The organism is Paenisporosarcina sp. HGH0030 (genome assembly GCF_000411295.1).
In the GTDB taxonomy this organism is placed as follows: Bacteria; Bacillota; Bacilli; order Bacillales_A; family Planococcaceae; genus Paenisporosarcina.
In genome coordinates this window covers 1,672,993-1,695,750 of the sequence record NZ_KE150421.1, presented here as the reverse complement: position 1 = coordinate 1,695,750, position 22,758 = coordinate 1,672,993, and the positions used below count along the sequence as shown (strand labels likewise).

General features: G+C 40.0%; 22 protein-coding genes. 13 read left to right on the top strand and 9 right to left on the bottom strand.

What is annotated here, in order from left to right:
- Positions 1–31: 31 nt before the first annotated feature.
- The 3 genes from HMPREF1210_RS08255 to HMPREF1210_RS18205 all read left to right on the top strand — a co-directional run bounded on the left by HMPREF1210_RS08255 (position 32) and on the right by HMPREF1210_RS18205 (position 3,167).
- A complete protein-coding gene (locus HMPREF1210_RS08255) occupies positions 32–676 on the top strand; it encodes a LytTR family transcriptional regulator DNA-binding domain-containing protein (RefSeq protein WP_016428197.1) in 645 nt (214 codons plus the stop codon).
- Between the two features lie 126 nt (positions 677–802).
- On the top strand, positions 803–2,320 hold the full coding sequence (locus HMPREF1210_RS08250; RefSeq protein ID WP_016428196.1) for an acetyl-CoA hydrolase/transferase family protein: 1,518 nt from the start codon (positions 803–805) through the stop codon (positions 2,318–2,320).
- 208 nt (positions 2,321–2,528) lie between these two features.
- A complete protein-coding gene (locus HMPREF1210_RS18205) occupies positions 2,529–3,167 on the top strand; it encodes a hypothetical protein (protein WP_016428195.1) in 639 nt (212 codons plus the stop codon).
- A 218-nt stretch (positions 3,168–3,385) separates the two neighbouring features.
- Here HMPREF1210_RS18205 and HMPREF1210_RS08240 read toward each other — a convergent pair whose 3' ends face one another.
- The 3 genes from HMPREF1210_RS08240 to HMPREF1210_RS08230 all read right to left on the bottom strand — a co-directional run bounded on the left by HMPREF1210_RS08240 (position 3,386) and on the right by HMPREF1210_RS08230 (position 5,434).
- Positions 3,386–4,096 carry a hypothetical protein gene (locus HMPREF1210_RS08240; RefSeq protein ID WP_016428194.1) on the bottom strand — a complete coding sequence of 237 codons (711 nt, stop codon included), beginning with the start codon at positions 4,094–4,096 and terminating at the stop codon, positions 3,386–3,388.
- A 69-nt stretch (positions 4,097–4,165) separates the two neighbouring features.
- Complete coding sequence (locus HMPREF1210_RS08235) at positions 4,166–4,933, bottom strand: hypothetical protein (protein WP_147640295.1); 768 nt, start codon at positions 4,931–4,933, stop codon at positions 4,166–4,168.
- A gap of 66 nt (positions 4,934–4,999) precedes the next feature.
- Complete coding sequence (locus HMPREF1210_RS08230) at positions 5,000–5,434, bottom strand: hypothetical protein (protein WP_016428192.1); 435 nt, start codon at positions 5,432–5,434, stop codon at positions 5,000–5,002.
- Between the two features lie 719 nt (positions 5,435–6,153).
- Between HMPREF1210_RS08230 and HMPREF1210_RS08225 the strand changes: the two genes are divergently transcribed.
- The 3 genes from HMPREF1210_RS08225 (at position 6,154) to HMPREF1210_RS08215 (ending at position 8,287) form a co-directional block, all read left to right on the top strand.
- Positions 6,154–6,681, top strand: a complete 528-nt coding sequence (locus HMPREF1210_RS08225; RefSeq protein ID WP_016428191.1) for a GNAT family N-acetyltransferase — start codon at positions 6,154–6,156, stop codon at positions 6,679–6,681.
- 44 nt (positions 6,682–6,725) lie between these two features.
- Positions 6,726–7,229 carry a hypothetical protein gene (locus HMPREF1210_RS08220; protein ID WP_016428190.1) on the top strand — a complete coding sequence of 168 codons (504 nt, stop codon included), beginning with the start codon at positions 6,726–6,728 and terminating at the stop codon, positions 7,227–7,229.
- Positions 7,230–7,624: 395 nt separating this feature from the next.
- Positions 7,625–8,287: a reverse transcriptase-like protein gene (locus HMPREF1210_RS08215; protein ID WP_016428189.1), complete on the top strand. Its 663-nt coding sequence runs from the start codon at positions 7,625–7,627 to the stop codon at positions 8,285–8,287.
- 66 nt (positions 8,288–8,353) lie between these two features.
- Here the strand turns inward: HMPREF1210_RS08215 and HMPREF1210_RS17325 are convergent, their stop codons facing one another.
- Entirely contained in the window at positions 8,354–9,712 is a 1,359-nt protein-coding gene (locus HMPREF1210_RS17325) for a S1C family serine protease (RefSeq protein WP_016428188.1), read from the bottom strand.
- Between the two features lie 344 nt (positions 9,713–10,056).
- Here HMPREF1210_RS17325 and HMPREF1210_RS17320 point away from each other — a divergent pair, with 344 nt between their 5' ends.
- Complete coding sequence (locus HMPREF1210_RS17320; RefSeq protein WP_051123198.1) at positions 10,057–11,976, top strand: S8 family serine peptidase; 1,920 nt, start codon at positions 10,057–10,059, stop codon at positions 11,974–11,976.
- Positions 11,977–12,762: 786 nt separating this feature from the next.
- On the opposite strand, the gene HMPREF1210_RS18495 is transcribed toward HMPREF1210_RS17320, so the two are convergent.
- Complete coding sequence (locus HMPREF1210_RS18495; RefSeq protein WP_016428185.1) at positions 12,763–12,888, bottom strand: hypothetical protein; 126 nt, start codon at positions 12,886–12,888, stop codon at positions 12,763–12,765.
- Positions 12,889–13,119: 231 nt separating this feature from the next.
- Positions 13,120–13,620: a hypothetical protein gene (locus HMPREF1210_RS08195; RefSeq protein ID WP_016428184.1), complete on the bottom strand. Its 501-nt coding sequence runs from the start codon at positions 13,618–13,620 to the stop codon at positions 13,120–13,122.
- Positions 13,621–13,894: 274 nt separating this feature from the next.
- Between HMPREF1210_RS08195 and HMPREF1210_RS08190 the strand changes: the two genes are divergently transcribed.
- The gene (locus HMPREF1210_RS08190; RefSeq protein ID WP_016428183.1) at positions 13,895–15,457 is read left to right on the top strand and encodes a fatty acid--CoA ligase; all 1,563 of its coding nucleotides are present in this window, start codon (positions 13,895–13,897) and stop codon (positions 15,455–15,457) included.
- A 47-nt stretch (positions 15,458–15,504) separates the two neighbouring features.
- Positions 15,505–16,149, top strand: coding sequence for a hypothetical protein (locus HMPREF1210_RS08185; RefSeq protein ID WP_016428182.1), 645 nt, complete (start codon positions 15,505–15,507; stop codon positions 16,147–16,149).
- Between the two features lie 145 nt (positions 16,150–16,294).
- On the opposite strand, the gene HMPREF1210_RS08180 is transcribed toward HMPREF1210_RS08185, so the two are convergent.
- Complete coding sequence (locus tag HMPREF1210_RS08180) at positions 16,295–16,513, bottom strand: hypothetical protein (protein ID WP_016428181.1); 219 nt, start codon at positions 16,511–16,513, stop codon at positions 16,295–16,297.
- A gap of 182 nt (positions 16,514–16,695) precedes the next feature.
- Between HMPREF1210_RS08180 and HMPREF1210_RS08175 the strand changes: the two genes are divergently transcribed.
- The 3 genes from HMPREF1210_RS08175 (at position 16,696) to HMPREF1210_RS08165 (ending at position 19,333) form a co-directional block, all read left to right on the top strand.
- Positions 16,696–17,175, top strand: a complete 480-nt coding sequence (locus tag HMPREF1210_RS08175; protein ID WP_016428180.1) for a metal-dependent hydrolase — start codon at positions 16,696–16,698, stop codon at positions 17,173–17,175.
- A gap of 331 nt (positions 17,176–17,506) precedes the next feature.
- Positions 17,507–18,577, top strand: coding sequence for an S-layer homology domain-containing protein (locus tag HMPREF1210_RS17315; protein WP_016428179.1), 1,071 nt, complete (start codon positions 17,507–17,509; stop codon positions 18,575–18,577).
- 225 nt (positions 18,578–18,802) lie between these two features.
- On the top strand, positions 18,803–19,333 hold the full coding sequence (locus HMPREF1210_RS08165; RefSeq protein ID WP_016428178.1) for a divergent PAP2 family protein: 531 nt from the start codon (positions 18,803–18,805) through the stop codon (positions 19,331–19,333).
- 67 nt (positions 19,334–19,400) lie between these two features.
- Here the strand turns inward: HMPREF1210_RS08165 and HMPREF1210_RS08160 are convergent, their stop codons facing one another.
- Together HMPREF1210_RS08160 and HMPREF1210_RS08155 are read right to left on the bottom strand one after the other, a co-directional pair.
- A complete protein-coding gene (locus tag HMPREF1210_RS08160; protein ID WP_147640294.1) occupies positions 19,401–20,636 on the bottom strand; it encodes a polysaccharide deacetylase family protein in 1,236 nt (411 codons plus the stop codon).
- Between the two features lie 572 nt (positions 20,637–21,208).
- Positions 21,209–21,394 (bottom strand): H-type small acid-soluble spore protein, encoded by a 186-nt coding sequence (locus HMPREF1210_RS08155; protein WP_016428176.1) that lies wholly within the window; start codon positions 21,392–21,394, stop codon positions 21,209–21,211.
- A 163-nt stretch (positions 21,395–21,557) separates the two neighbouring features.
- Between HMPREF1210_RS08155 and HMPREF1210_RS08150 the strand changes: the two genes are divergently transcribed.
- A complete protein-coding gene (locus HMPREF1210_RS08150; RefSeq protein ID WP_036659456.1) occupies positions 21,558–22,505 on the top strand; it encodes a bile acid:sodium symporter family protein in 948 nt (315 codons plus the stop codon).
- Positions 22,506–22,758 lie beyond the last annotated feature (253 nt).

Genomic DNA, 22,758 nt, shown 5'->3' with positions numbered 1-22,758 from the left:
TGTTAGTTTACGAGAGAGGTGCTTTTGCAAGATGAAGGATTTTCAGGATTATGAAATGCTGGATGTGATTGGGGAGTTGTTTTCGGATGAAATCTCGATTGCTGTATCCGACGGGGAACACTATGTGTATTACCGTCCAAGCGTCCGAGTGGATTTGAAAATAAAGGCGGGGGACATGGTGAAACCAGGGTCGCTTGCTCATAAGGCGTTATCGTCTGGACAAAAGGTCTCGGACTTCATTAATCGTGATGTATTTGCTGTTCCATACCATGGCATGGCCGTACCTTTCCATCGTGATGGAAAAGTCGTTGGAAGCGTAACAGCCATTTATCCTTCTTTCACGGAAGGGAAGTCTGTCGTCATGCTGAAGACTCAGGACGGGTGGGTTCCAGTGCCATTTACAGATGTGAAGTTTCTGGAAGTGCGAGGGAAGAAAACGCATATAGAAGCAAATGGAGTTTCGGGTACTCACCGCAAATCGCTCCAGGCGTTTGAATTTATTTTGCCACGTGAGTTGTTCGTTCGATGCCATCGCTCGTTTATCGTCAATGTCCACCAGATTCGCGAAGTATTTCCGGATACGCATTCTACACTCGTGTTGCTGATGAATGACGGAACGAAAATTCCGGTGAGTCAATCGTATGCCAGCTATTTTCGGAAGTTACTTGATTTCTAATCTACTGTTTCAGAGAGGGATTTGCCTGTTTCAGCGGGTAAATCCCTGTTTCTTACCCTAAACCTCAAAATCTGTATTTTGTTTGTTAGAATTATTGAAAAAGTCATGAAATAGAGGGTTTTTAATATGGAAGAAAAATTAAAACGAATCAAACACCCGAATTTAAAAAATCGCGTAGTTACGCCTGAAGAAGCGGCAACGTGGATTAATGATGGGATGACGCTAGGCCTAAGTGGGTTCACACGTGCAGGAGATGCGAAAGCGGTTCCATTTGCGTTAATCAAGCGTGCCGAAACTGAAACATTCAAAGTGAATATATATACTGGTGCTTCTCTTGGCTCGGATATCGATAAGGCTTTTGCAGAAGCGGGTATTGTCGGAAAACGATTGCCATTCCAAGCAGATCCGACTATGCGTGGCAAAATAAATGATGGGGAAATGCTGTTTGTCGATCAACATCTGTCGCATACGGCAGAATTTATTCGTGCGGGAGTTATTGGTCCGATTGACTTTGCAATTTTGGAAGCGGTTTCAATTTCGGAAGATGGCTTGATTATCCCAACGACATCGGTTGGAAACTCATCGATTTTCGCGGAACATGCGAAGCACATCATTGTAGAAATCAATATGGCGCAGCCAGAAATGCTTGAAGGGCTGCATGATATTTATGACACTGGTCAACAAGGTGAACGTAAACCGATTCCGTTAATGAACCCAGATGACAGAATTGGGACCTCTGGTATTAAGATTGACCCAGCGAAGATTAAAGGAATCGTTTTCACGAATCAGATGGACTCACCTTCTACGATCGTCTCTCCAGATGCTGAAACTAAGCAAATGGCAGACCATTTACTCGAATTTCTACGTTCAGAAATTCGCGTTGGAAGACTGACGGATAAACTTGCACCACTTCAATCGGGAATCGGCTCTGTGGCGAATGCTGTGTTACACGGGATGGTCGATTCAGAATTCACGGATCTTGATGTCTATTCTGAAGTGTTACAGGATTCGGTTTTCGACTTAATTGATGCAGGAAAAGTGAAATCAGCTTCTTGTTGTTCAATTACGTTATCAGAGGACAAAATGAATAAAGTGTTCGGAAACTTTGAGAAGTACCGCGATAAACTCATCATGCGTCCTCAGGAAATCTCGAATCACCCGGAAATCATTCGTCGTCTCGGACTCATTTCAATCAATACGGCCTTGGAGTTCGACATTTACGGAAACGTCAACTCGACTCATGTATCAGGTACGAAAATGATGAACGGTATAGGAGGCTCCGGCGACTTTGCCCGAAATGCACGTCTTGCGATTTTCGTTACGAAATCCACCGCAAAAGGCGGCAATATTTCAAGCATCGTCCCGTTTGTGTCACATGTTGACCATACCGAACACGACGTGGACATCGTGGTCACCGAACAAGGCTACGCTGATTTACGAGGCTTAGCTCCACGAGAAAGAGTACTAGTAATTATTGAAAACTGTGCACATCCAACATATCGTGCACAATTATTGGAATATTACGCAGAAGCATTAACACGTGGTGGTCAGACCCCACACGTACTAGAAAAAGCTTTCTCGTGGCATACCAACCTTAAACAAAATGGGACTATGCTACATGAAGTTGGGCAGTTGGTTTATTAATAAGAAGATGAAAAGATGCCTGTTGCTTCATTTAGAAATGAGTAACAGGCATCTTTAAATATTGGTAATTTTTACTTCTCTCAATATTTATGTATTTCTATGATAATATTATCATGGTTTTATTGGACTAAAGGATGAACAATGATTTAAGTGGAATCGTAGTCTCCAAAAACTAATGGTTCAATACATAAATTTGGAGGGAACATTTTTGCTAGACCTGCTTAGCTTAATAGGGATATTCCTGTTATACGTTTTATTATTTATATACTTTATCATCGTGTGCATCTTTTCTGCTTGGTGGAATATTCTTCTCGTCTTATTGATTTTGCTAGTTGCTAAATGGTACAAGGTTAGAAAGAAAAAGGGCCAATCCATTTGGCAATGGAGACTCGTGATTATACTAGCTTTACTTTTATTGCTATGGTTTTTGATTCCTTGCATTATTGAACACTATAAAGAATGGTATGAACAACCTGTAAGTGAATCTGAATCGGACACTGACAATGAGTCTGATACAAGTTTAATTGCACCCGTAAAAGTGACTGATGACTTTGATAAAAAGAAAAAGCAACAGGAAGAAAAAGAACAGGCTGAACAGGCTGCTATAGAAAGAGCAGAACAAGCCGAGAAGGAAAAATCGGCGCAGGCTGCAAGAGAAAAGGCCGAACAAGCTGCTAAGGAAAAAGCAGAACGTTCCTGCTTGAAAATCAAAGGGAATATATCCAGCTCAGGGGAAAAGATTTTTCATGTGCCTTCAGGAGACTTCTACGATATAACAGAACCTGAAGATACTTTCTGTACAAAATCCGCAGCGCGGGCTGCTGGGTATCGGGAATCAAAAAGATGATTGTTCCGCAGCAAACAACTATTTTATAATTTAATTTAGAAATCCAGAAACCAATTGATTCTGGATTTTTTTATGTTTTTGAGTTGGTGACATATAACAATACTGTGAGATATAACCGATTTTCAAAACTTAGAGAAAGTTGCGTGCCGATTTCCTGAGAACCCCATTATGAAGCGAAAAAGAAAAGACTCTCCAAAGAGAGTCTCAGTTATATAGCGTTAGTCATTTTCAACAGCGTTTTCTAATTCGTCTGCAGTACTTGGATTGCGATTAGCTTGAACGTTATCAACACCATTAGCAGATGTGGAATCTGATTCCGGGTTTGGCAAAGGGTCAGAAATAGGAGCGGGTTCAGGAACCGGTGTTGAAGGTGCAGGAACTTGAACAGGTTCGGTTGCTGGTTCCTGTTCATTTTCATTTGGTTTCGATGAATTTTCTCCTTCTGAGACAGGAGGGACTTCAGGAATCGTTTCAGGAACAATAATAACCGCTTGGTCCATTTGAGCGATTGCTTCGTTCATGATTGAATTGATTTGTGCAGTAATTTTATCTTGTTGTTCAGTTGTATCAACATTCAAATTCTCAATTAACTCATTTGCATACTGACGGAGTGAAGCAATACGATCAGACTTCTGTTTTTCCGTAAATGCATCTAGTTCTTGTTTAGCAGAATCCATTTCGTTTTTCAATTCTACTTTCAATTGAGCTAGAAGTATTGTTTTTTCATCCGTAATCGCTTTATCAATTTCATTAAGGGATTCGGATTCTTTATTTTTAAACCAATTAATCAATAGCGTGCTTACATCTGCATCTGCGAACGTAGTTTTCACTCCACTGCCAATCCCGAGAGTTAGCACTACTGCGGCTACCAACAAAATTATCTTTTTTCTCTTTTGAATCTTTTTATATTTCTCAAGTCTGCTCAGCATTTCGTTACCTCCAGTTACAACAATAAGGACCCCAAACTACGAGGTCCTTATTGAGTATTAAATTACTAATTAAATGCCGTTAACAACAGCTTGTAATGCATCTTTTGCAGCATTTTCCATTTCAAGTGCTTTTGCGTCAATAAGTAATTTTTGAGCAGCAACTAATGCATCGCGTTTAGCAGTGATGGTGCCACGAAGTTCAACAATCTTAGCATCAATTGCAGCTATAATCGCTTCTGTAGTTGCTGCTTCTTTTGTATCTAATTGAGTTTGAAGTTCTCCTTTTGCGTCAGCAATTGCTTTTTCTAATTCAGCAACAGCTGAAGCCGTATCAGCTTCTAATGCTGTAGTCAAGTTAGCACGTGCAGTAACACCTTTATCTCCAGTGAAAGAAGTTAAATCTGAATTTGCATATGCTAAAGCTCCTCTTCCAGCTTCATTGATTAATCCATTTGCCGCAAATTTAAGTGTTGCAAACTGACCATCCATATATCTTTCAATTTGTGCTTGTTTTGCATCAATAGAAGCGATGTGTTCTTGAGTTTTCGCATCGATATTATCACTTGCTGTATTAGTTGCACTAGTTCCATCAGCTACAATACTTGTTCCAGCTGCTGTTTTTAAGCCTTCATATTCACTAGCCCAACCATTAACTTTTCCACTCACATTATCTTCCACATCATTTAAAATGTTTGAAGTAGCTAAACCAAATTGACCAGCATACCAATTTTGCAATTTTGCTCCAGCATCCGAATTAGCAAATGCTGCTCCAGCGCTTGATAATAATACTACTGATACTGTTCCTGCGATTACTTTACCTTTGATTGTTTTTAACATTTGAATGTCCCCTTTGTGGTTGGTTTTTTGAATGAATTCAAGCATTTTGCAAGATCCATTTGAATGCTACTCACTTAATACTTCTTCTAAAATTTCTTCTACGCTTTGTTCGATGTCTTCTTCGATATCCTCATTAATATTCGCTTGTTTTGAATACACTTTGAGGTTTTCATCTTTTAATTCTGAAACTGTTTGTTCCAAGCGATTTTCTGTATCGATTTCGTATTGTTCAATTTCAGTTGTTGCTTCACTAACACGTTTTGCCGTGAAGCTTGCAAGCGAGGTATCAAAAGATTGTTTGACTTCGCTTACAAAGATTTTAACGTTCGAAAACGTTCTCCAGAGTCCAGCACCTGTTTCCACCCCTAATTTCATGCTTTCATTTTGAAATGAATGCTCATACCAATTAGAAAGGTTGGCTGCAGAATCGGTTTTTGCATACATGGTTCCTGCACCAAGTAGCACAGAGGATGCAATAATAATTCCAAAAATCTTTTTCAATAATTCCTCTCCCTTCCAATTGCTTGTACGATTCTTTCAAAACGGTCAGCAACAATTGGAGCAAATAGATGATGCAAATGTTGTTACGAATAAGCTGAATTGAAAAGTTGATTCATTCTACCTCTCCCTTGGGGCCAATAGACCAGAATAATTTATAGTAAAAGTGAAGTTTCACTTTATACCCAAAATGAAAACTCTTACATTTATTACTAATAAATTAGATATAAATATCTATTCTATTTACAAAAAATAAAACGATTCATTTTTCATTGATTCGTTTTTCCTACAACCTTAATTTAAGTCATAAAAAGTTATTAGTACATAAGAGGTTTTGTAATCTTCTGTCGATAACCTATTTTTCTTTGTATTTAAAAGTCGAAACAGTAAAAAGGAGATTAATAATAGTCATTAAAGTTTTAGTGAAAAATCATTTTCACATAAAAAAAGCTTGTTCTTAATTCCTATTAACTACCATATGAAAGTTTTTTGTTTATGTATTTTTCCGATATAAGTGGTGAGAGCGTTAGAGAAACTTGAATGACATAAAAGCATCAAGCTAAAAAGTAGCATTTACTCAAATGGCCCATTTTGGAAGAGATTTTAATCACAATTGAGGGTTGGAATATAGAAGTGATGTTTACATATCATTGTATTGAAATCTGTTATAGAATATAAAAAGTTTAATAATTGGTAATTATTATTAAGAAAGGAATGGGAAAATGAACTTAACTTATGAAATTTCACCTGACGAAAAGATTGAATGCCTTCGAGATACTTGCAATGAACTTATGACCTTTCAAAAGTCAAAAGCATTCATAACTCCAGAACTCTTTGACAACATGAATTTTGACACACGGTTGATACCTTCTGTTAAAAAAGCATTACATAATTACACGGTTATCGTTAAAGATGGTGAGCAGATTGTTGGGTATGTCTATTCGAATATCTCTCCTAAAGAAACGTATTCAAATGAATTTGCCACTTTTTTTGACCTATCTAGTGTTAATAGAATGAATGTAGGTTGTTTATCGCAATTTTATATTAAAGAAGAATATAGACAATACGGAGTTGGGTCGACGCTTTTTAAGTTGTCGATGGAGTGGTTGAAACAATTTGAAGATGTGGAGGATTATTTTATCTTTGTCTCAAATGGCAACGCCGCCGCATTAGAATTCTATAAACGTAAAGGCTTTACTTTTAGTCATGAAATCTTGGATGGGTTTATCTCGGTTTTACGAAACAAGTAAGAGAGGGTACGTAAATTCAAATTCAACATAAAGGGATCTGGAATATGGAGAAAAAACTAGCTCATCATTTAAGCATATATCTGGAACAATACAAAGAGCCTACTTATGAAGTGAGTAAATTGCCTACACTTAATAACACCTTGAGTCAATTCCATCAATGGGCGAATGGCAAGCCGGTGATTGCTGCCTATGATGTAGCTAAACCCGGGGAAGAAAGCTATTATTTCTTACTCATCGATTGGCATCGAAATAACAACTATTACTTGGTGATATATGCGCATGATAAATCCACTACAATTGCCGAGCTGAACAAAATAATCGAAGAAAATGGTGTCAACTTTCTATCGTGGAAATACAACCCTTTAAAAAGGGATGGCAAAAATGACATTCGGAAGTCGTATTATAAGCATACCTTTGGAACGACGACGATGAATATTCCACTTCCAACATTAACTGTGGAAATCGAGGGTTTTTTGACTCAGTTGTTCAAGCTTTGTCATAACCGAGTTAGAGCGGACAAAATTGTAGACATATATGATTTTCAATAGAAAGAAGTGATTTACCTCAAGTAAAGTCGCTTTTTTGTGGGGAAAATTGGGTGAAACCGATTAAAAAAGGTTTGATGCCGATTAAAGGGAGCTTGATGCCGTTTAAAATCCTGTTCATGCAGATCAGTGATGCCGATAAAATTTCCTATCCATAAAAGATAGTGATGATACGGAACCGGGAGTGTTGGTTTAATTTTCATTCATAATCAAAAGCATAGGAGCGGCCGAAATTGCATCTTCGGCCGCTTCCTTTTTGTAAATAAGCTTTCAATTCTTTCGTTTGCCCAACGGAACTTGCATATACATAAACAGCCTTGGGAAAACTCATATTGTTTAGAAGGGGCAAAAAGGGAATAATATACATACATAGTTTTGTTGAAAAGGGAGGACTGGCCATGAAAATCAGAATCGAATGGAATTACCGAACACCGAAAGGAACCGAAACCTTCTTCCAATCCGAAGAATTGCCGATTGCGCATGCTTTGCTGATTGCGGAAGATTTAGAGCGGACGAAGCGTACAAAAAAGGTAACGTTCACGGATGAGCACGATAGCACGTGGACGGTGAAAGAAATGAAACAATACTTGAAAGGGCTTGAAACCGAACCACATAACATCACGGTTCATTTCGATGGTGGGTTTGATGTCGCGACAAACAGTTCTGGATTAGGCTGCGTCATCTATTATGAACAGAGCGGGAAGTCATACAGATTGCGACGGAACGCGCCTTCTGCCGAACTGATTTCAAATAATGAGGCGGAATATGCGGCACTTTACTTATGCCTGCAGGAACTCGAGCTCTTGAACGTCCATCATCTCCCGGTCAAAATCGTTGGGGATTCCCAAGTGGTCATCAATCAGTTGAATGGGGAATGGCCAGCGCTCGAATCTAATCTCTCCCAGTGGGCAGACCGGATTGACGAAAAGCTAAATGAACTTGGTCTCCAGCCCGAATACCAATTGGTTCCACGTAAATCGAATGGAGAAGCGGACCGATTGGCGACGCAGGCATTGAATGGGATTGAGATACTGGCGACTAGTGAGTTGAAGGCAGAGTAGGAAATAATAAAGCAAATAAAAGAAGCAGCCTTGGAAATCTATATCGATTTTTGGGGCTGCTTTTCATTATTGTTCTAAAATGGTGAACTGAACGCCACCAAACGTTTCGTCATTCAAGAATACTTGAACCAATAGAAAAGCGTCATGTTTATTTTTTGCCCAGTAAGCAGCTAAACGATAACCATCATCCACCTCTACCCAATCCGATTCAAGTTCGTCAGCTTCCCCGTATGTTAAACGAAGCTGATCGTACATGTAGTCGAAATAGTTCTCAATTGTTTCTAAGTCAGGCGCATTATCTGCCACATAGTGATAAACCGATATGGAGACGAGTTTGTTGTTTTCGAATTCGTAATCCACGTCCGCCATTAATCCGTAAACCGTTACATCCGTGTAGGTCAAATACTCATTTTCTTGACTGTAGAAAACACCACCTGAGAGGCTCTTGACTTGTTCCATCGTCATCCCAAGTGAAATCTTATCAAGGGTGGGAGTTTGTACTTGTATTGGGAACGAAGCGTTAATGCTCGCATGGGTTTTACTGCTATATTTCTTCACTAAAGGCATAAACACTTCTGTGGAAATCGCGAAATTCAGGTTAGCACTCAAACTATCAAAACCACTGCTTGTCATCCCGATTAGTTGCCCACTCGTATCAAATAATCCACCACCAGAACTGCCGTGGTCAATATCTGCATTAGTTTGAATCAATGATACGCCATCAATTGTACGGAACGAACTAATAATGCCTTCCGAAACTGTATTTTGCAAGCCGATGGGGCTTCCGATTGCAACTACTTTTTCACCTTTAGCGAGCCCTTTGCTGGAAGGACGAATTGCAACAGTTGCTGTTTTGAACGTTTTCGTTGTTTTGATTAAGGCAATATCTTTTTTGGCATCGGATTCCACAATGCCTTTTACATCCAACTTTTGACCGTTAGTGAAAGTGACAGTCGCATTCGTCACACCATCCATGACATGGTGGTTTGTTAAAATCAAGCCATTTCCAACGACGATTCCACTGCCTTGTCCTTGATCAGTATCAATAAGCACAATCTTGGCATCGTTTAAGCTTACAATTTCTTTTGTTGTATAGACTTTTTTGGTTGCTTTTGGAACTGGTATATACTTAATGGAAGAAGACTTCTTAACAACATTACTCCCAGTCAGCTTATAGACACCACCAAAGCTTTTTGACTCTCCAAAAATCCCATGCTCATTTCCTTTTTTCAACTTCTTCACAAATTTCAACTTACCATTACTAACCGAATATAAATCAGTATCCTTCAAAATCTGGATTTTACCGACCATCCCAGTTTGAATCTCAATCTTGCCCCACATGTTTTTCGACGCTGCAGAAACGGGCGTACTTGAGACTGTAAAAAATAAAAAAGCAGATAACATCAAAATAATTAACTTTTTCAATGATAACAATTCCTCTCGTTGCAATATTTTAACAATACAATTAATACCATATGTGCGTAATAAAAGCACTATGAAAATATAAATATTGGAAATTATATAAACAAATAGAGTAGCGAATGGGGTCCAAGCTTTAATAAACGTTCGTTTTTTTGTTCATAGTGAAAGCTTTTAACCGATAATAAAAATAGTAGTGGGAAGTTACTAAAAAGATTTTGTTGTCGGTTTCGTTATAGGTAATTAAAATGATAAGAGATGTCGAGAATAATAGCGCTATTCATACATATAGAATGTTTTTCTTGAATTTGTTTTTACAATGCCAAGTTTACTTGAAAGGGGAAGTCACATTGAAAAGTTTCGTTATGGGTTTATCTGTGACTTGGCTACTATGCTCTTATGGAAATGCCACTGTTTCTGCCGAAGAGTACGAAGAGAAACGAATGCTCGTTTTATTTGATGAAGAACTTAATGAGCAGGAAATGAAAGAGACGGTGTTGGAAGCTGGCGGTGAAATGACAGAAGCCTATACAGAGGTGGATATAGCGTCTGTCGATTTGACTTCAGCAGAAGCTGCCGATCTTCGAGAAGACCCTTCTGTGCACCTTGTCGAGGAAGATATCGTCCTCAAGCTCAATAACCAATTGGAAGATTGGGGGATTGCTTCTACTAGAGTTCCATCAGCTTGGGATTCTGGATTTACAGGTAAAGGCATCAAAGTTGCAGTCATAGATTCAGGAATTTCTCCGCATAGTGACCTTGACATTGCTGGAGGTATTTCGACGGTTGGTTACACCTCTTCCTACAAAGATGATCAAGGACATGGAACGCATGTGGCTGGAATCATAGGTGCACGCAATAATAGTTTTGGGGTGAGAGGAGTCGCCTATGAGACGGAAATTTATGCAGTAAAGGCATTTGACCGTAACGGCGAGGCTTACTTATCGGATTTAATCGAGGGAATCGATTGGTCGATTGCAAACGGTATGGACATCATCAATTTGAGTTCAGGAACACAAACAAGTACTCGTTCATTCCTTAATGTCGTTAACAAGGCCTATGACAGTGGGTTATTGATTGTGGCGGCCGCTGGGAATGATGGAGCCCCGAATGGTCTGGGTGACACGGTCGATTTTCCAGCGCGTTATGCTTCGGTAATCGGTGTCGGTGCTGTTAACAGTTTTTTTGAACGGGCACCCTTTTCCTCCACGGGTCCAGAAGTCGAAGTGGCAGCTCCAGGTGTGGAAATATTGAGTACCTATTTAGACAATCAATATGCTTATATGAGCGGAACGTCAATGGCGACGCCATATGTGACAGGTCAACTTGCGTTGTTAAAGCAAGCATATCCTGAATTGACAAATGAGCAGCTACGACTCGTTCTGATTGAACATACTAAGGATCTAGGCGCGGCAGGGAGAGATCCGTATTTTGGTTACGGTTTTATCCAGGCAGCTTCTTTCCTGGATCCGGTTGATTTCCAAAAAGCAAATCCTTTAACAGGAATGATTTTGAGTGTCAATTCATTAACTGGCAAGCCTGGGGAAATCATAGCAGTCACTGTATCGGCAACGTATAAAAATGGCAAAGTTCAAGATGTAACGGATGCAGCGAATTGGACCTCTGCCAACACTGCAGTAGCGACGGTTACGGGTGGTAAGGTAGAGTTGAAGGGCTATGGGAGCACAACCATTACAGCGACCTATGAGGGGCAGTCGACAATGATTGTCGTTAACAGTCAGAATCCCCAGCCTCAAGCTGTTCCGAAGTTCCAGGATGTCACATCTTTCTATTCACCAGCAGTTACGTATTTGGTCCAAAATCAAATTACACGTGGCATATCTACGACTGAATTTGGCGTATCGAAAAATATCAAACGCGCGGATGCAGCCATCTGGTTGGCCAAAGAACTTGGCTTGAATAAGGAAACTGCAAAAGCATCTGGATTTACGGACGTACCAGACCGCGCGATTGGGGCAGTCAATGCACTTAAAGAAGCAGGAATCGTTGGTGGTAAAACGACCACGAGATTCGGAGCTTACGATACATTGACTCGTGGAGAAGTGGCCATTATCCTTCAACGTGCGTACAAGCTTTCTTCTGACGGAAGTAAATACCCTTTTTCTGATGTATCTCCGAAATACATCGATGCAGTCGGCGCTTTGGTGGCAAACGATATTACAGATGGTATCTCTCCTACAAAATATGGCGTTTCTAATCCGATAACCCGTGGTCAATTGGCAGTGTTTATGTATCGGTTGTCAAATTAATAGAATACGATTTGAATCCAGCTTAGTTATAAATAGGCTGGATTTTTTTATGAATAACGATAGAGTTAGATGTTCTATTAAACACATTAAATAAAGTAAATTCTCACTAATGCAACGAAATTTTTGATGCAAAAAACAAGGTACGGAGTGAATGTTCACTCCGTACCTTGTTTTCATTTTTTACCTTATGAGAATCAACCAATTATATGAATGATAACTATTTCAAATGGTTGGCCACGTTCTTTTACGTTTAGAAGCATTGATAGGAACGAATCTTGTGCGTATTCAAAATGTGATATGTCCATCCCCGCCTTCTTCTCCAGCGAGAGCAACGATTATTTGTCTGCCTACGAAGGTAGGGAAGAACCAAAAGCTTCTGCTGTTTCTTAGCCAAATATAGGTGTTGCGGTATAGACAATTCCTGATTCCACTGGGTCCGACCTGCCATGCAGGGATCGGTGGAGAGAAGCCAGGGGGTGGTACCATTGGTGGGAGGGTAGCACCGGGTGGGGGTCCAAATGGGGGGGGCTCAAAATAATCATTTGAGAGCTCTTGTTGGAACCCTTGTGGAAAGCGTGATGAATCAATTTCATCTCCATTCCGATAAAAAGGATTATTTGTCAAAACTTCTACCTCATTCCTCGTAATCTACCCTTCAGCATATGTCACACTGCTTGCTTGGAGTGGGGAGACACACAGACGAGGTTTATATTCAACCGAAATAAACAAAGCAACAAGCACCTCATCTTTATCGACGGGTGCTTGTTTTATGAAACTTTAATTCTCTTATTTCGGATCGATTTTCGTTGCATCACGAGTTTTTAATCCATGGGAAAGGAAATAAAAAAACGCACCCCCGAGCATGGCCAAACACAATATAAACCCAATTGTAAGCGCTAAATAGTACGACATATGTACCGCCTCCTTTGTGGAGTATATGCAGGGACATGCCAGTATTTGATAGGGCTGGTGAAATATATTTGAATGTTAGTTGTTACATCATATTTGGTGGGGGAAACTGGATGAAACAGATTAACACAGGTTTGATGCCGATTAAATCCTAGTTGATGCTGGCGGGGGATGCAACAATTTACATAGCAAGGGGGATGAAAACGGCCGAAGATCACATCTTCGGCTGCTTTTCTATTTAAACAGGTATTCTTTTTGGGTTTCGTAGTACTCCATAAATTCAATAAAGTCGGCTTCGTAATCGTCGACGGTTTTGTGTTCGACGTTGTCGAGTGCGGATTTTTGGAATCTATTGATTAGTTGATGCAATGTTTTAAGGCGATCTATATCTTCTTCTGTGGCTTGGTTGCCTCTTGCTTTGCGGTGGACTTCGCTGAGAACAACGTTAGTGTCATAATCGAAGTCAAAGCTATGATAAGCTACGGTTTGTCCTGCTGGATTAATGTTAACGACAAATCCAGACAACCAGTGGAGCCGTTCTCCCAGCTCTTTTTGACTTCCGCCATGTTCGTAACTTTCAATCGTATCCTTTAGAGCGTATTCAAGCTGGGCGTGCTCGAGTACATATGCTTTGAGTTGTGTTTTTTCAAAGTTGTCGCGCTGTTGAACGCTCCACATAAGTGATATGCCGAGCAGGATAGCAAGTATGATGGTGGCGAGTTTCCAGTTATTCATGGTTATTTCCCCCTATATTTCCATTTTACTGAAAATTTAATAGAAGAGGATAGGTACAAAAGCCATTTTTTGTATCTAGAGTTAACTTAGTTGGAAAAATGGGAGAAGTGGAGCATATATCTAAGGCAAGGGGGCGGCTGAAATTGCATCTTCAGCCGCCTTCTTTTGTGAAATGGTGTGACGCTTCTTTAGTAAACTGAAAAGTTATCGAAATCTTCATTCTTTTCTGACAAAATGAAATGAATGAAGATTCAGACTGATGGGGGTTGGGATGATGTATGCGACTTTAGGGAGTATTTTCGATCAGACGGTGAGTAATTTTCCGAATCGAGAGGCGCTTGTGGATTTGAAGCGGGGGCAGCGTTGGACGTATGGGGAGTGGCGGGACGAAGTACACCGTTTGGCGAATGCGCTGAGTTCGGCTGGGGTTGGAAGAGGAGATCGGGTGTCGACGTTTTTGTTCAACACGAGTGAGCTTGCGACGACTTTATTTGCGTGTGCCAAAATTGGGGCTATTTTTAATCCGATAAATTTCCGGTTGAAGTCGGAGGAAGTGGCATATATTTTAAATGATGCAAAACCAAAAGTTGTGATGTTTGAAGATATTTTGAAGGATCAGGTGGCAGTGATTCAGCCACAGTTTCCAGAGATTCAGTTTTGGTTTATTAATGAGAATACACCAGATTTCGCAATCAGCTATCACTCGGAGGTTGGCAGTGCGCAATCGACTGCTCCAGCAGTGGAAGTAGACGAGTCGGATACGTATGCCATCATGTATACGAGTGGAACGACGGGGCGTCCGAAAGGCGTGATTCACCGTCACCGTGATATGGCGGAGCAAAGTCTTATTTGCACGGCGGTGTTGAAGTATACGAAAAATGATGTTGGGCTTGTAACGGCACCGATGTTTCATTGTGCTGAACTGCATTGCTGTGTGATTCCGAGGATTCAGGCAGGTGCGAAGAGCGTTATTATGCATCAATTCCATCCGCAAGTTGCGCTTGATACGATCGAGCAAGAAAAAGTGTCGGTGATGTTCGCGGTTCCAACGATGTGGAGCATGATGGCGGACCTTGAAGGGGCAGCGTCGAAAGTCGGGACGTTGCAACGAGGGTTGTATGGTGCTGCGCCAATGGCTCCCATTCTTGTTAAGAAAGTAAAAGAAGTTCTGGGTATCGATTTGATTCAGGCATATGGCCAGACGGAAATGGGGCCGGCGATTACGTTTCTAGCGGAAGACGAGCAGCTAACTAAAGTGGGTTCAGCTGGGAAACCTGCATACAATCATGAAATCCGCATTGTCCAGCCGAATGAGAATGGGCCTTCCGAGCCAGATGCTATTTTGAAACCGGGCCAAGTGGGCGAAATCATCGTAAAAGGTCCTTGCATGATGGCCGGTTATTTCAATCGCGAGGACGCGACTGAAAAGGCGCTGTATAAAGGTTGGTACCATTCAAGTGATTTGGGGTACATGGATGAAGACGGCTATTTGTATGTGGCAGACCGTGTGGATGACATGATCATCAGTGGTGGCGAAAATATTTATCCGCGTGAAGTGGAAGATGTGCTGCATGAACACGAATCGGTGCAGGATGTAGCGGTGCTTGGGATTCCTGATGAGAAGTGGGGGGAGTCGGTGCTGGCGTTTATCGTGACGCAGAATCCTGAACTTACGGCGGAAGAGCTTGAAAAATTCTGTAAAGGAAACGACAAACTGGCTGGTTATAAACGTCCGAGGCATTATCAGTTTGTTAATGAATTGCCGCGAAATGCTAGTGGGAAAATTCAAAAGTTCTTGTTGCGGGAACAGCGAGTGGAAAGCGGCAGTATTTTGTAATGTTTAGTTTGGCGTGATAATGAAGGTTTTACAGTTAGGGGAATCCTGTGAAAAGTAAAGCAGTGACGATAATTGTAGGTATGATGATGAGTATGGGGATGTTGTTTGTTGGTTTTTTTGCGTTGGATCGAGTGGCTAAGAAAGAAGAGACTGTAAAAGTACAGGGGAACGTACCTAAGGAAGACGATGAATTGCCTGTAGTTGAACAGCCTGAAAAAGTCGAGCAGTTGGAAACCTTGCCGAACGCGGAAAACGAGGTTGCAAAATGGAATGCGACAGCATCTGAGTTCATAGAGAGGTATCCTGAGTTCGGGTTTGATGCGTCTCGGATAGTGAAAGATGAAACGAATTCCAATGATGAAGTTACGACGTTTTCGCATGAGTTCAACACTGCGGTGAAAATCAGCTTGGTCTACACGGTAAATAACGAAACCGAAGAAATCACTGAAATGAGGCTTATCTGTCATGATACTGGTCCGGATAGTGCCGCCATTTTTCATACAATGAGCATGTTCATCAGTTATGTCGATGACGAGATCCCGACAGACCGTGCGGGTGAATTTTTAGGGGATAACACCTTTACTATTAGGGAATCGGGTATTTATGAACTTGAATTGAACGGGAAAAAATATGAATATTTATCGGATATGGATCAATTTATTCTTACACTGGTTTATCGAGTTGAGAGCTAAAAGGTCCCTTTTCAAACACATGATAGAAATGAAAATCCAGTAGCTTTTCATGCTACTGGATTTTTGTCTTTAAGTTGCTTTTTCATAACAAAACCCACCACCACATGTAATTTGTTACGTGTGGTGGGTAATCTGAGAAGAGTTGTTACTGTTCGATTTTATCGATGATGATGCTCGGGATTGTGATTTCTCCACCCATTGTCGATTCGTAAGTTAACAAACCATCTGATGTACCCATCAAAGTAATCAAGTCGTCTTCTAAAATACGAGAATCTACTATATATGAATCGTAACTTGCATAAATAATCTTATCGTAATCGTCATTGACGGCAATTCGAACTTGGGTTTCACCATCGCCTTCCATCACTTGAATAACCTTACCGTAAAATTTAACTTTTTCGCCATAGAACTTGAAAATGCATCTTCAGCCGCTTGTTTCGAATAATTGACTTGTTGTAGAGTTATTGATGGAAAAGTTTGGACAGGGCATCGACTGGATGAAATAGTTTGGTTCTGTATAGAAACCAATGAAAAAGGAGCAAAAGCATGACAGGAAAGACACACATCATAGGCGGTTTGACAGCAAGTCTTGCATACGCACAATTTACAACATCTGATCCCGTACTATTGGTAGGGGCGGGGGTTATCGGAGCGTTGATTCCGGATATTTGTCATGGCGGCAGTAAAATTGGACGAACATTCCCGTTCATTTCGAAAATGATTAATGTGATTTTCGGACATCGTTCTTTCACTCACAGCTTGTTATTTTTATTCATCATTTCGATTCTAATGAAATCATTTGTAACAAATGAAGCAGTGATAGAAGGAATTTTGGTCGGGATGGTCAGTCATTATGTGCTGGACATGATGACACGTAATGGCATTAAGTTGCTATTTCCATTCAAAATACGTGTACGATTCCCATTGACGACTAAAACAGGTGGCACAGTGGAATCACTCGTGCTCGCTGCACTGTCGGTTCTTTCGGTGTATTTCGGGTATGAAGCGTTTAGGGTTTATTTATAAGAAGTGAGGATGAGAGAAGCGACCATGTCGTTTCTCTCATTTTTGATGATAAGGTATTGTGCAAACTGGAGACCCGTTCTGTCAACTTAGAAGTAGGATAATTAAGTGAAACATTACGCCAACAGTAAAGATTAGAAAGCGAAGCGTGCAATCCCAATTAAATGGGGGAATCAAAGAAATGTGTAGGTATAAGGGATGGTTTTGGAAGGGCACTGCCATTTATAGTGAAATTTCCTATATACTTCAAATGGAAGGTTTAGGAATTAGGGGATTTTAATTACATTCTTGGTGATTTCTCTTCCAACATAAACGAATAATGGAGGTTTTAACGTTGAAGAAGTGGAAATGGAAAATCGCTTTATCGGCATTGTCTTTGTCGCTTGTCTTGCCACTGTCTGCAGGGGCAGCCGGAAAGTTTTCGGACGTCGGACCACGTTTTGAGAAAGAAATAACGTATTTGGCGATGCGCAATGTGGCAAAAGGATATACTAATGGTACGTTTGGAGTCAATGCAACTGTCTCTAGAGGCGAAGCCGTAGTGATGATTGTCCGTGAACTTGGAATACGATGGGATGGTGCTAAGGATCCAGGCTTTACAGATTTTAAAAAAGGTGACGGTTTTTATACAGAAGTAGCTGAAGCTGTTGAACATGGTGTGATTCAAGGGAAAGTGGCCAAGGATGGTACACGCTATTTTGATCCGAGTGGTTCCTTGACTCGTGCGGAAATGGCCATCATATTGGCACGTGCGTATGATATTCCGCTAGATCGTAGGGACATTCCTTTTAAAGATGTTTCTTCAACTACAACTGGGAAGAAGGAAATCGATGCGTTATTCAATGGCGGAATATCATTTGGCTATGAAAATTTGTACTTTAAGCCCTATGCAAAAATTACCCGACAAGAGTTTGCAGGATTCCTTGGACGAACAGTAAACAAAGAATTTAACCCAATGTATATGGAATATGTTCATTACGACCCGGACACTCTGCAGCGGGTGAAAACGACATGGCTGACAGAACAACAATTGAATGCAATGGAAACTGAAATGATTGCGTTGATTAACAATGCCCGTATAAAAAAGGGGTATGAACCAATCGTTTTAAATGAGCGTTTACAGGATATGGCTGGTTTGAAAATTAGAGCGATGGCTAAATATCCATCTGACGAGAGAGTCATGGACATATATAAATTTTATGAAGATAAATATGGAGAGAAACTAAACGGAGATTATAGTGAGCGTTATGCAAATGGCTCAGTGGAATCTGCATTACAACGAATATTATCTCAGGCAATCAATGAACCTTATTTGTATGACGCAAGTCGCAAAGAAATGGGCGTAGGAGTTGCACAGGAAATGGACGGTTCATTCACGTGGGTCATCTCTTTATTATCTAGATAACATATTTGAAAAGGACTTCTATATGTGTTGAAAAAATCTACTTTGCAGTTGAATGAAAGTAAGGTGTTAAAACTAATATAGAGTTAGTAGAAATCCAGCAGATTTTTTTGCTGGATTTTTTCTTTCCAAAAAATATTAGAATAAAAATGAGCAAGTGGGGTAATAAAAGGAAGAAGAAAATATTTAAAAGCATTTTCAACAATAAAAGAGCTGAGGGTGATGAGAATGAAAAAGATGAATCGTGGAATCATTACGGCACTATCTGCCATTGGCGTTGCGCAAGGGTTAAAGGTTTTTACACATAAGAAAAATACAGGTGTATGGGATTGGCGACCATTGTTTCAGACGGGTGGCATGCCTAGTTCACATTCAGCTGGAGTAGCGGCACTTGCTTCTTACGTTGCAGCGAATAAAGGGACTCGTCACACTGAAACGGCTCTTGCCGTCGTTTTTGGCTTTATCGTTATGTATGATGCGCAAGGAATTCGACGTCATACGGGTGAGATTGCACAGCTCGTGAATGATTTGGAAGATGAATTGGTCGCATTTTCTGGTGATTATCCAAGTTTCCAGTACACGGAGCGTGAAGGCGAGCTTAAAGAACTACTTGGCCATCAACCAATTGAAGTACTGGGTGGCGCATTATTTGGAATCGCTTATGGTCTTATTGCAGCGAAGCTTGAGAATGATGAGCGACGGAAAAAACGTAAATATGGACATCGCTTGGAAGGATCAGACCGCGTTTCCTGGGATTGATTTGAATAAGATAAATTGCAAAGGCAGCCGAATTACCGGCCGCCTTTTTTGTGTTTATCATAAAATTTTAATAGGTGCCTTCTAGTTTACGAATGAAGTCTTCCATCGAATGATAGGGAGCAATGCCTTGTCTTTTCAATTCGTATGGAGAGTCACTTAATTTTACATTTCCCGTCATGGTCGTAAACGCCAATCGTATGCCGGCATCTTGAGTAGCTTGTATGGTCGTTTGATTGTAATGACCAAATGGATAGGCAAGATATTTTGTTCTGAGAAGGTCATTTGAAAATGCTTTTCCCAATTGGGCAGTTCCCTTTTGAATATCTTTTAAGATTGCGTCATAAGATTCCGTTGTGTACATGCCCGATCTAGCACCAGGTTTGTATAGGTGCATGTCATTGGAATGATGTTGGTAGTCATATACATCGGAAGTTTCTCTAATTTCTTTTAACCCTACATATTGCAAATCACTCGCAATCCAGTAATCTGAAGATTGCCGAATTTTTCCTGTAATAACGAATGACGTAGCATGAAAGTCCAAATCTTTTAACAGAGGATACGCTAAGTCCACAGTTGAGGTTATTCCATCATCAAACGTAATGGCAACGACTTTTTCAGGAAGGTTAGTTTGATAAGTCAGCCAATCATCTAGTTGCTGCATGGATATTGTTTTCCACTTATTCTCTTTCAAGTAGCGCATTTGATCCTCAAATTGCTTGTATTCAATCGTCATATTATTAAAAGCTTGATTAGATTGAGCTTTGTTATGCATCATGTGATGATACATCAACACAGGAATGCCATTATCTGTGCGTGTTTGCAACTTTTTGATATATCCTTTTGAACCACCGAAATTAATTTCATAAAACTCTTTGTCCTCTTTAATGATAGGTATGCGAACATTAGAATTCACATATCCCAGTGAAGGTGAGCTTTTAGGTTGTGAAAAAACCACAAGTCTATTCTTTGCGATGACAGAAGATGTACCTTTTTCTAAAACTTGTTTATTTGGGAACTCTACTTTTTCAGCATGATTTTTATCTACATTAACAAATCCATTACCAAATGAAACGTGATAAAATTTTTCATCCTCTGACTCTATGTAGTATGTTTGTCCTTTCATAAACGTCGCAAAACCCATTTTTTCATTGCCCATATGTACATATCCACCGATATTGAATAACGGTTTGATACCCTGTGAAAGTGATTCTTGTGCTTTTGATTCAAAAGGATTACAAAATAGTGTAATAATTAATAGAAAAACCATAGTGAAGTGCCTAATATTTAATTTAATGATGTCCAAACTCCTAATTATGTGTTTTTGTTTTAGTATAATAGTAATAATGATAATAAGATATAATTTATGGAAAAAAAGTCATCAATATTACAAATTTAATAAAAAAATAATAGATTAGGAGAGATGAATTGGGGATATAGCGTGCTTAATTTACGTGAAATCAATAAAGAAAATTGGATTCACTCTCGAAAGTTAAATAAATGAAATGAACGGTCGAAATTTTTATTTCGGTCGTTTTTTTGTGGTTTAGACTCGATGTTTATGGCAGTAATCGATTGTAAGATTAACAGTAAAGCGGTCGTAATTTCATATTCGACTGCCTTTTTTTATGGATTTCATTATGCTCTTTGATGTTTTGTTTGAGGGAGAGGGGGCTAAAGGATAAAGAAAGTGATGATGGAATCCAGCAACTTTAAGCTGTTGGGTTCTTTTTATGGAGAAAGTGAGGAGGCGGCTGAAATTGCATCTTCAGCCGCCTGTTTTATGGAAATATGGAGATAATTCTTTCGTTTACAGCAGGGGGGTAAAGCTTAGTTGGAAAAAACTCCGTGTTAGTTGGAAAAATAGACATCGGCGTATTAGTGTACCACTTCGTTTAGTTCGGAGATGTCGACTTCAGAACGCTCTTCGAGTGAGCGACGAAGATGGACTGTTGCGAGTTTGCCGTTTTCGTGAACTTGGTCGATCCAGACGGAAACTCCGTTGTACGTGACTTCGATATCATTTGGCGAGTTGACGATTTGTTTGATGCGGTTCAGTTCCATGTGAATTCCTCCTTAATCAAGTTGCCTATTCAGTTTGAATTAGTTTGAGTTTGAATCAGCATTATCATGTGAAGTTTTGAAAAAAATATTTTCTTAGGGTCACGAAAGACTAAATGGGATTATAATGTGTAAAGACTTCGTATTTTTTAGGGGATTTGGTTGCATGTTAATTAGAATAAATAAAAAGTTGGAAAAAATAATGTCGTTGTTCATCCCAATCAGTTTGGTAATTGGGGTTATTTTTTCGACGACGCTTCACGATTTTTCGGGACTGATTCCATGGATATTTGCGTTCATGACGTTTGCGGGCAGTTTGAATTCGAATTTTGCATCGATGAAACAAGCGATGCTTTCTCCTTTGCCTTTGGTGCTAATAATCTTCGTGTTGCATGTATTTATGCCACTATGGGCGCTTGGGATAGGTAATGTGGTGTTTAGTGGTGATATGTTTACCATAACTGGTTTGGTGTTGTCGATGGCCATTCCAACTGGAATTTCAAGTGTTGTGTGGGTCGCTATTTATAAAGGCAATATAGCGCTGTCGCTATCAGTTATTTTGATTGATACATTGCTGTCACCGTTGATTGTACCCTTTACGATGTCGTTGTTGGTGGGTGGAAACATCGAAATGGATGTTATCAGTATGACCCAAGGATTGATTTTGATGATTGTGATTCCTTCGATTGTGGGGATGATGCTGAATCAACTGACGACTGGTGATAAGGTGAAGAGATTAAGTGATAGCCTTTCACCTTTTTCAAAAATTGGGATGGGTTTTGTTGTGATGTTGAATGGAGCGGTAGTTGCGCCGTATTTGCTTGACGTAAGCGGGAAGCTGATTGCCATAGCGGTCGTTGTATTTTTCATAGCGTGTAGCGGATATTTGATTTCCTTTTTCGCTGGAAAATTGTTTAAGCAGGATAAAGAGACTGTGATTGCGCTAATGTTTAATGGCGGCATGCGAAATATCAGTGCGGGTGCGGTACTCGCGATTTCATACTTCCCGGCAGCAGTTGCTGTGCCAGTTATCATGGGCATGCTTTTTCAACAGACATTGGCTTCGGTGTTTGGTTTAGTGACGGATCGTTACTTTAAGAGGATTGTTACGTAATAGAAGAGACAAGTTTTTACAAATGGCGCTGGGGCTTCTGTGTAAGAAATGGGCATTAGTTGGAAAAATCTCAGGTTTAGTTGGAGTAATTAAAAGTTTAGTTGGAAAAAATGTAGGTTTAGTTGGAAATGTGACAAAATACCCCCTTTGAATTGAAAAATGGATGCGAAGCATCAATAGGTTAAATATGCAATTTAAGATGTTAAAAGATGTAAAAAATACATGAAATGATAATGATATATAATTCTAAGCA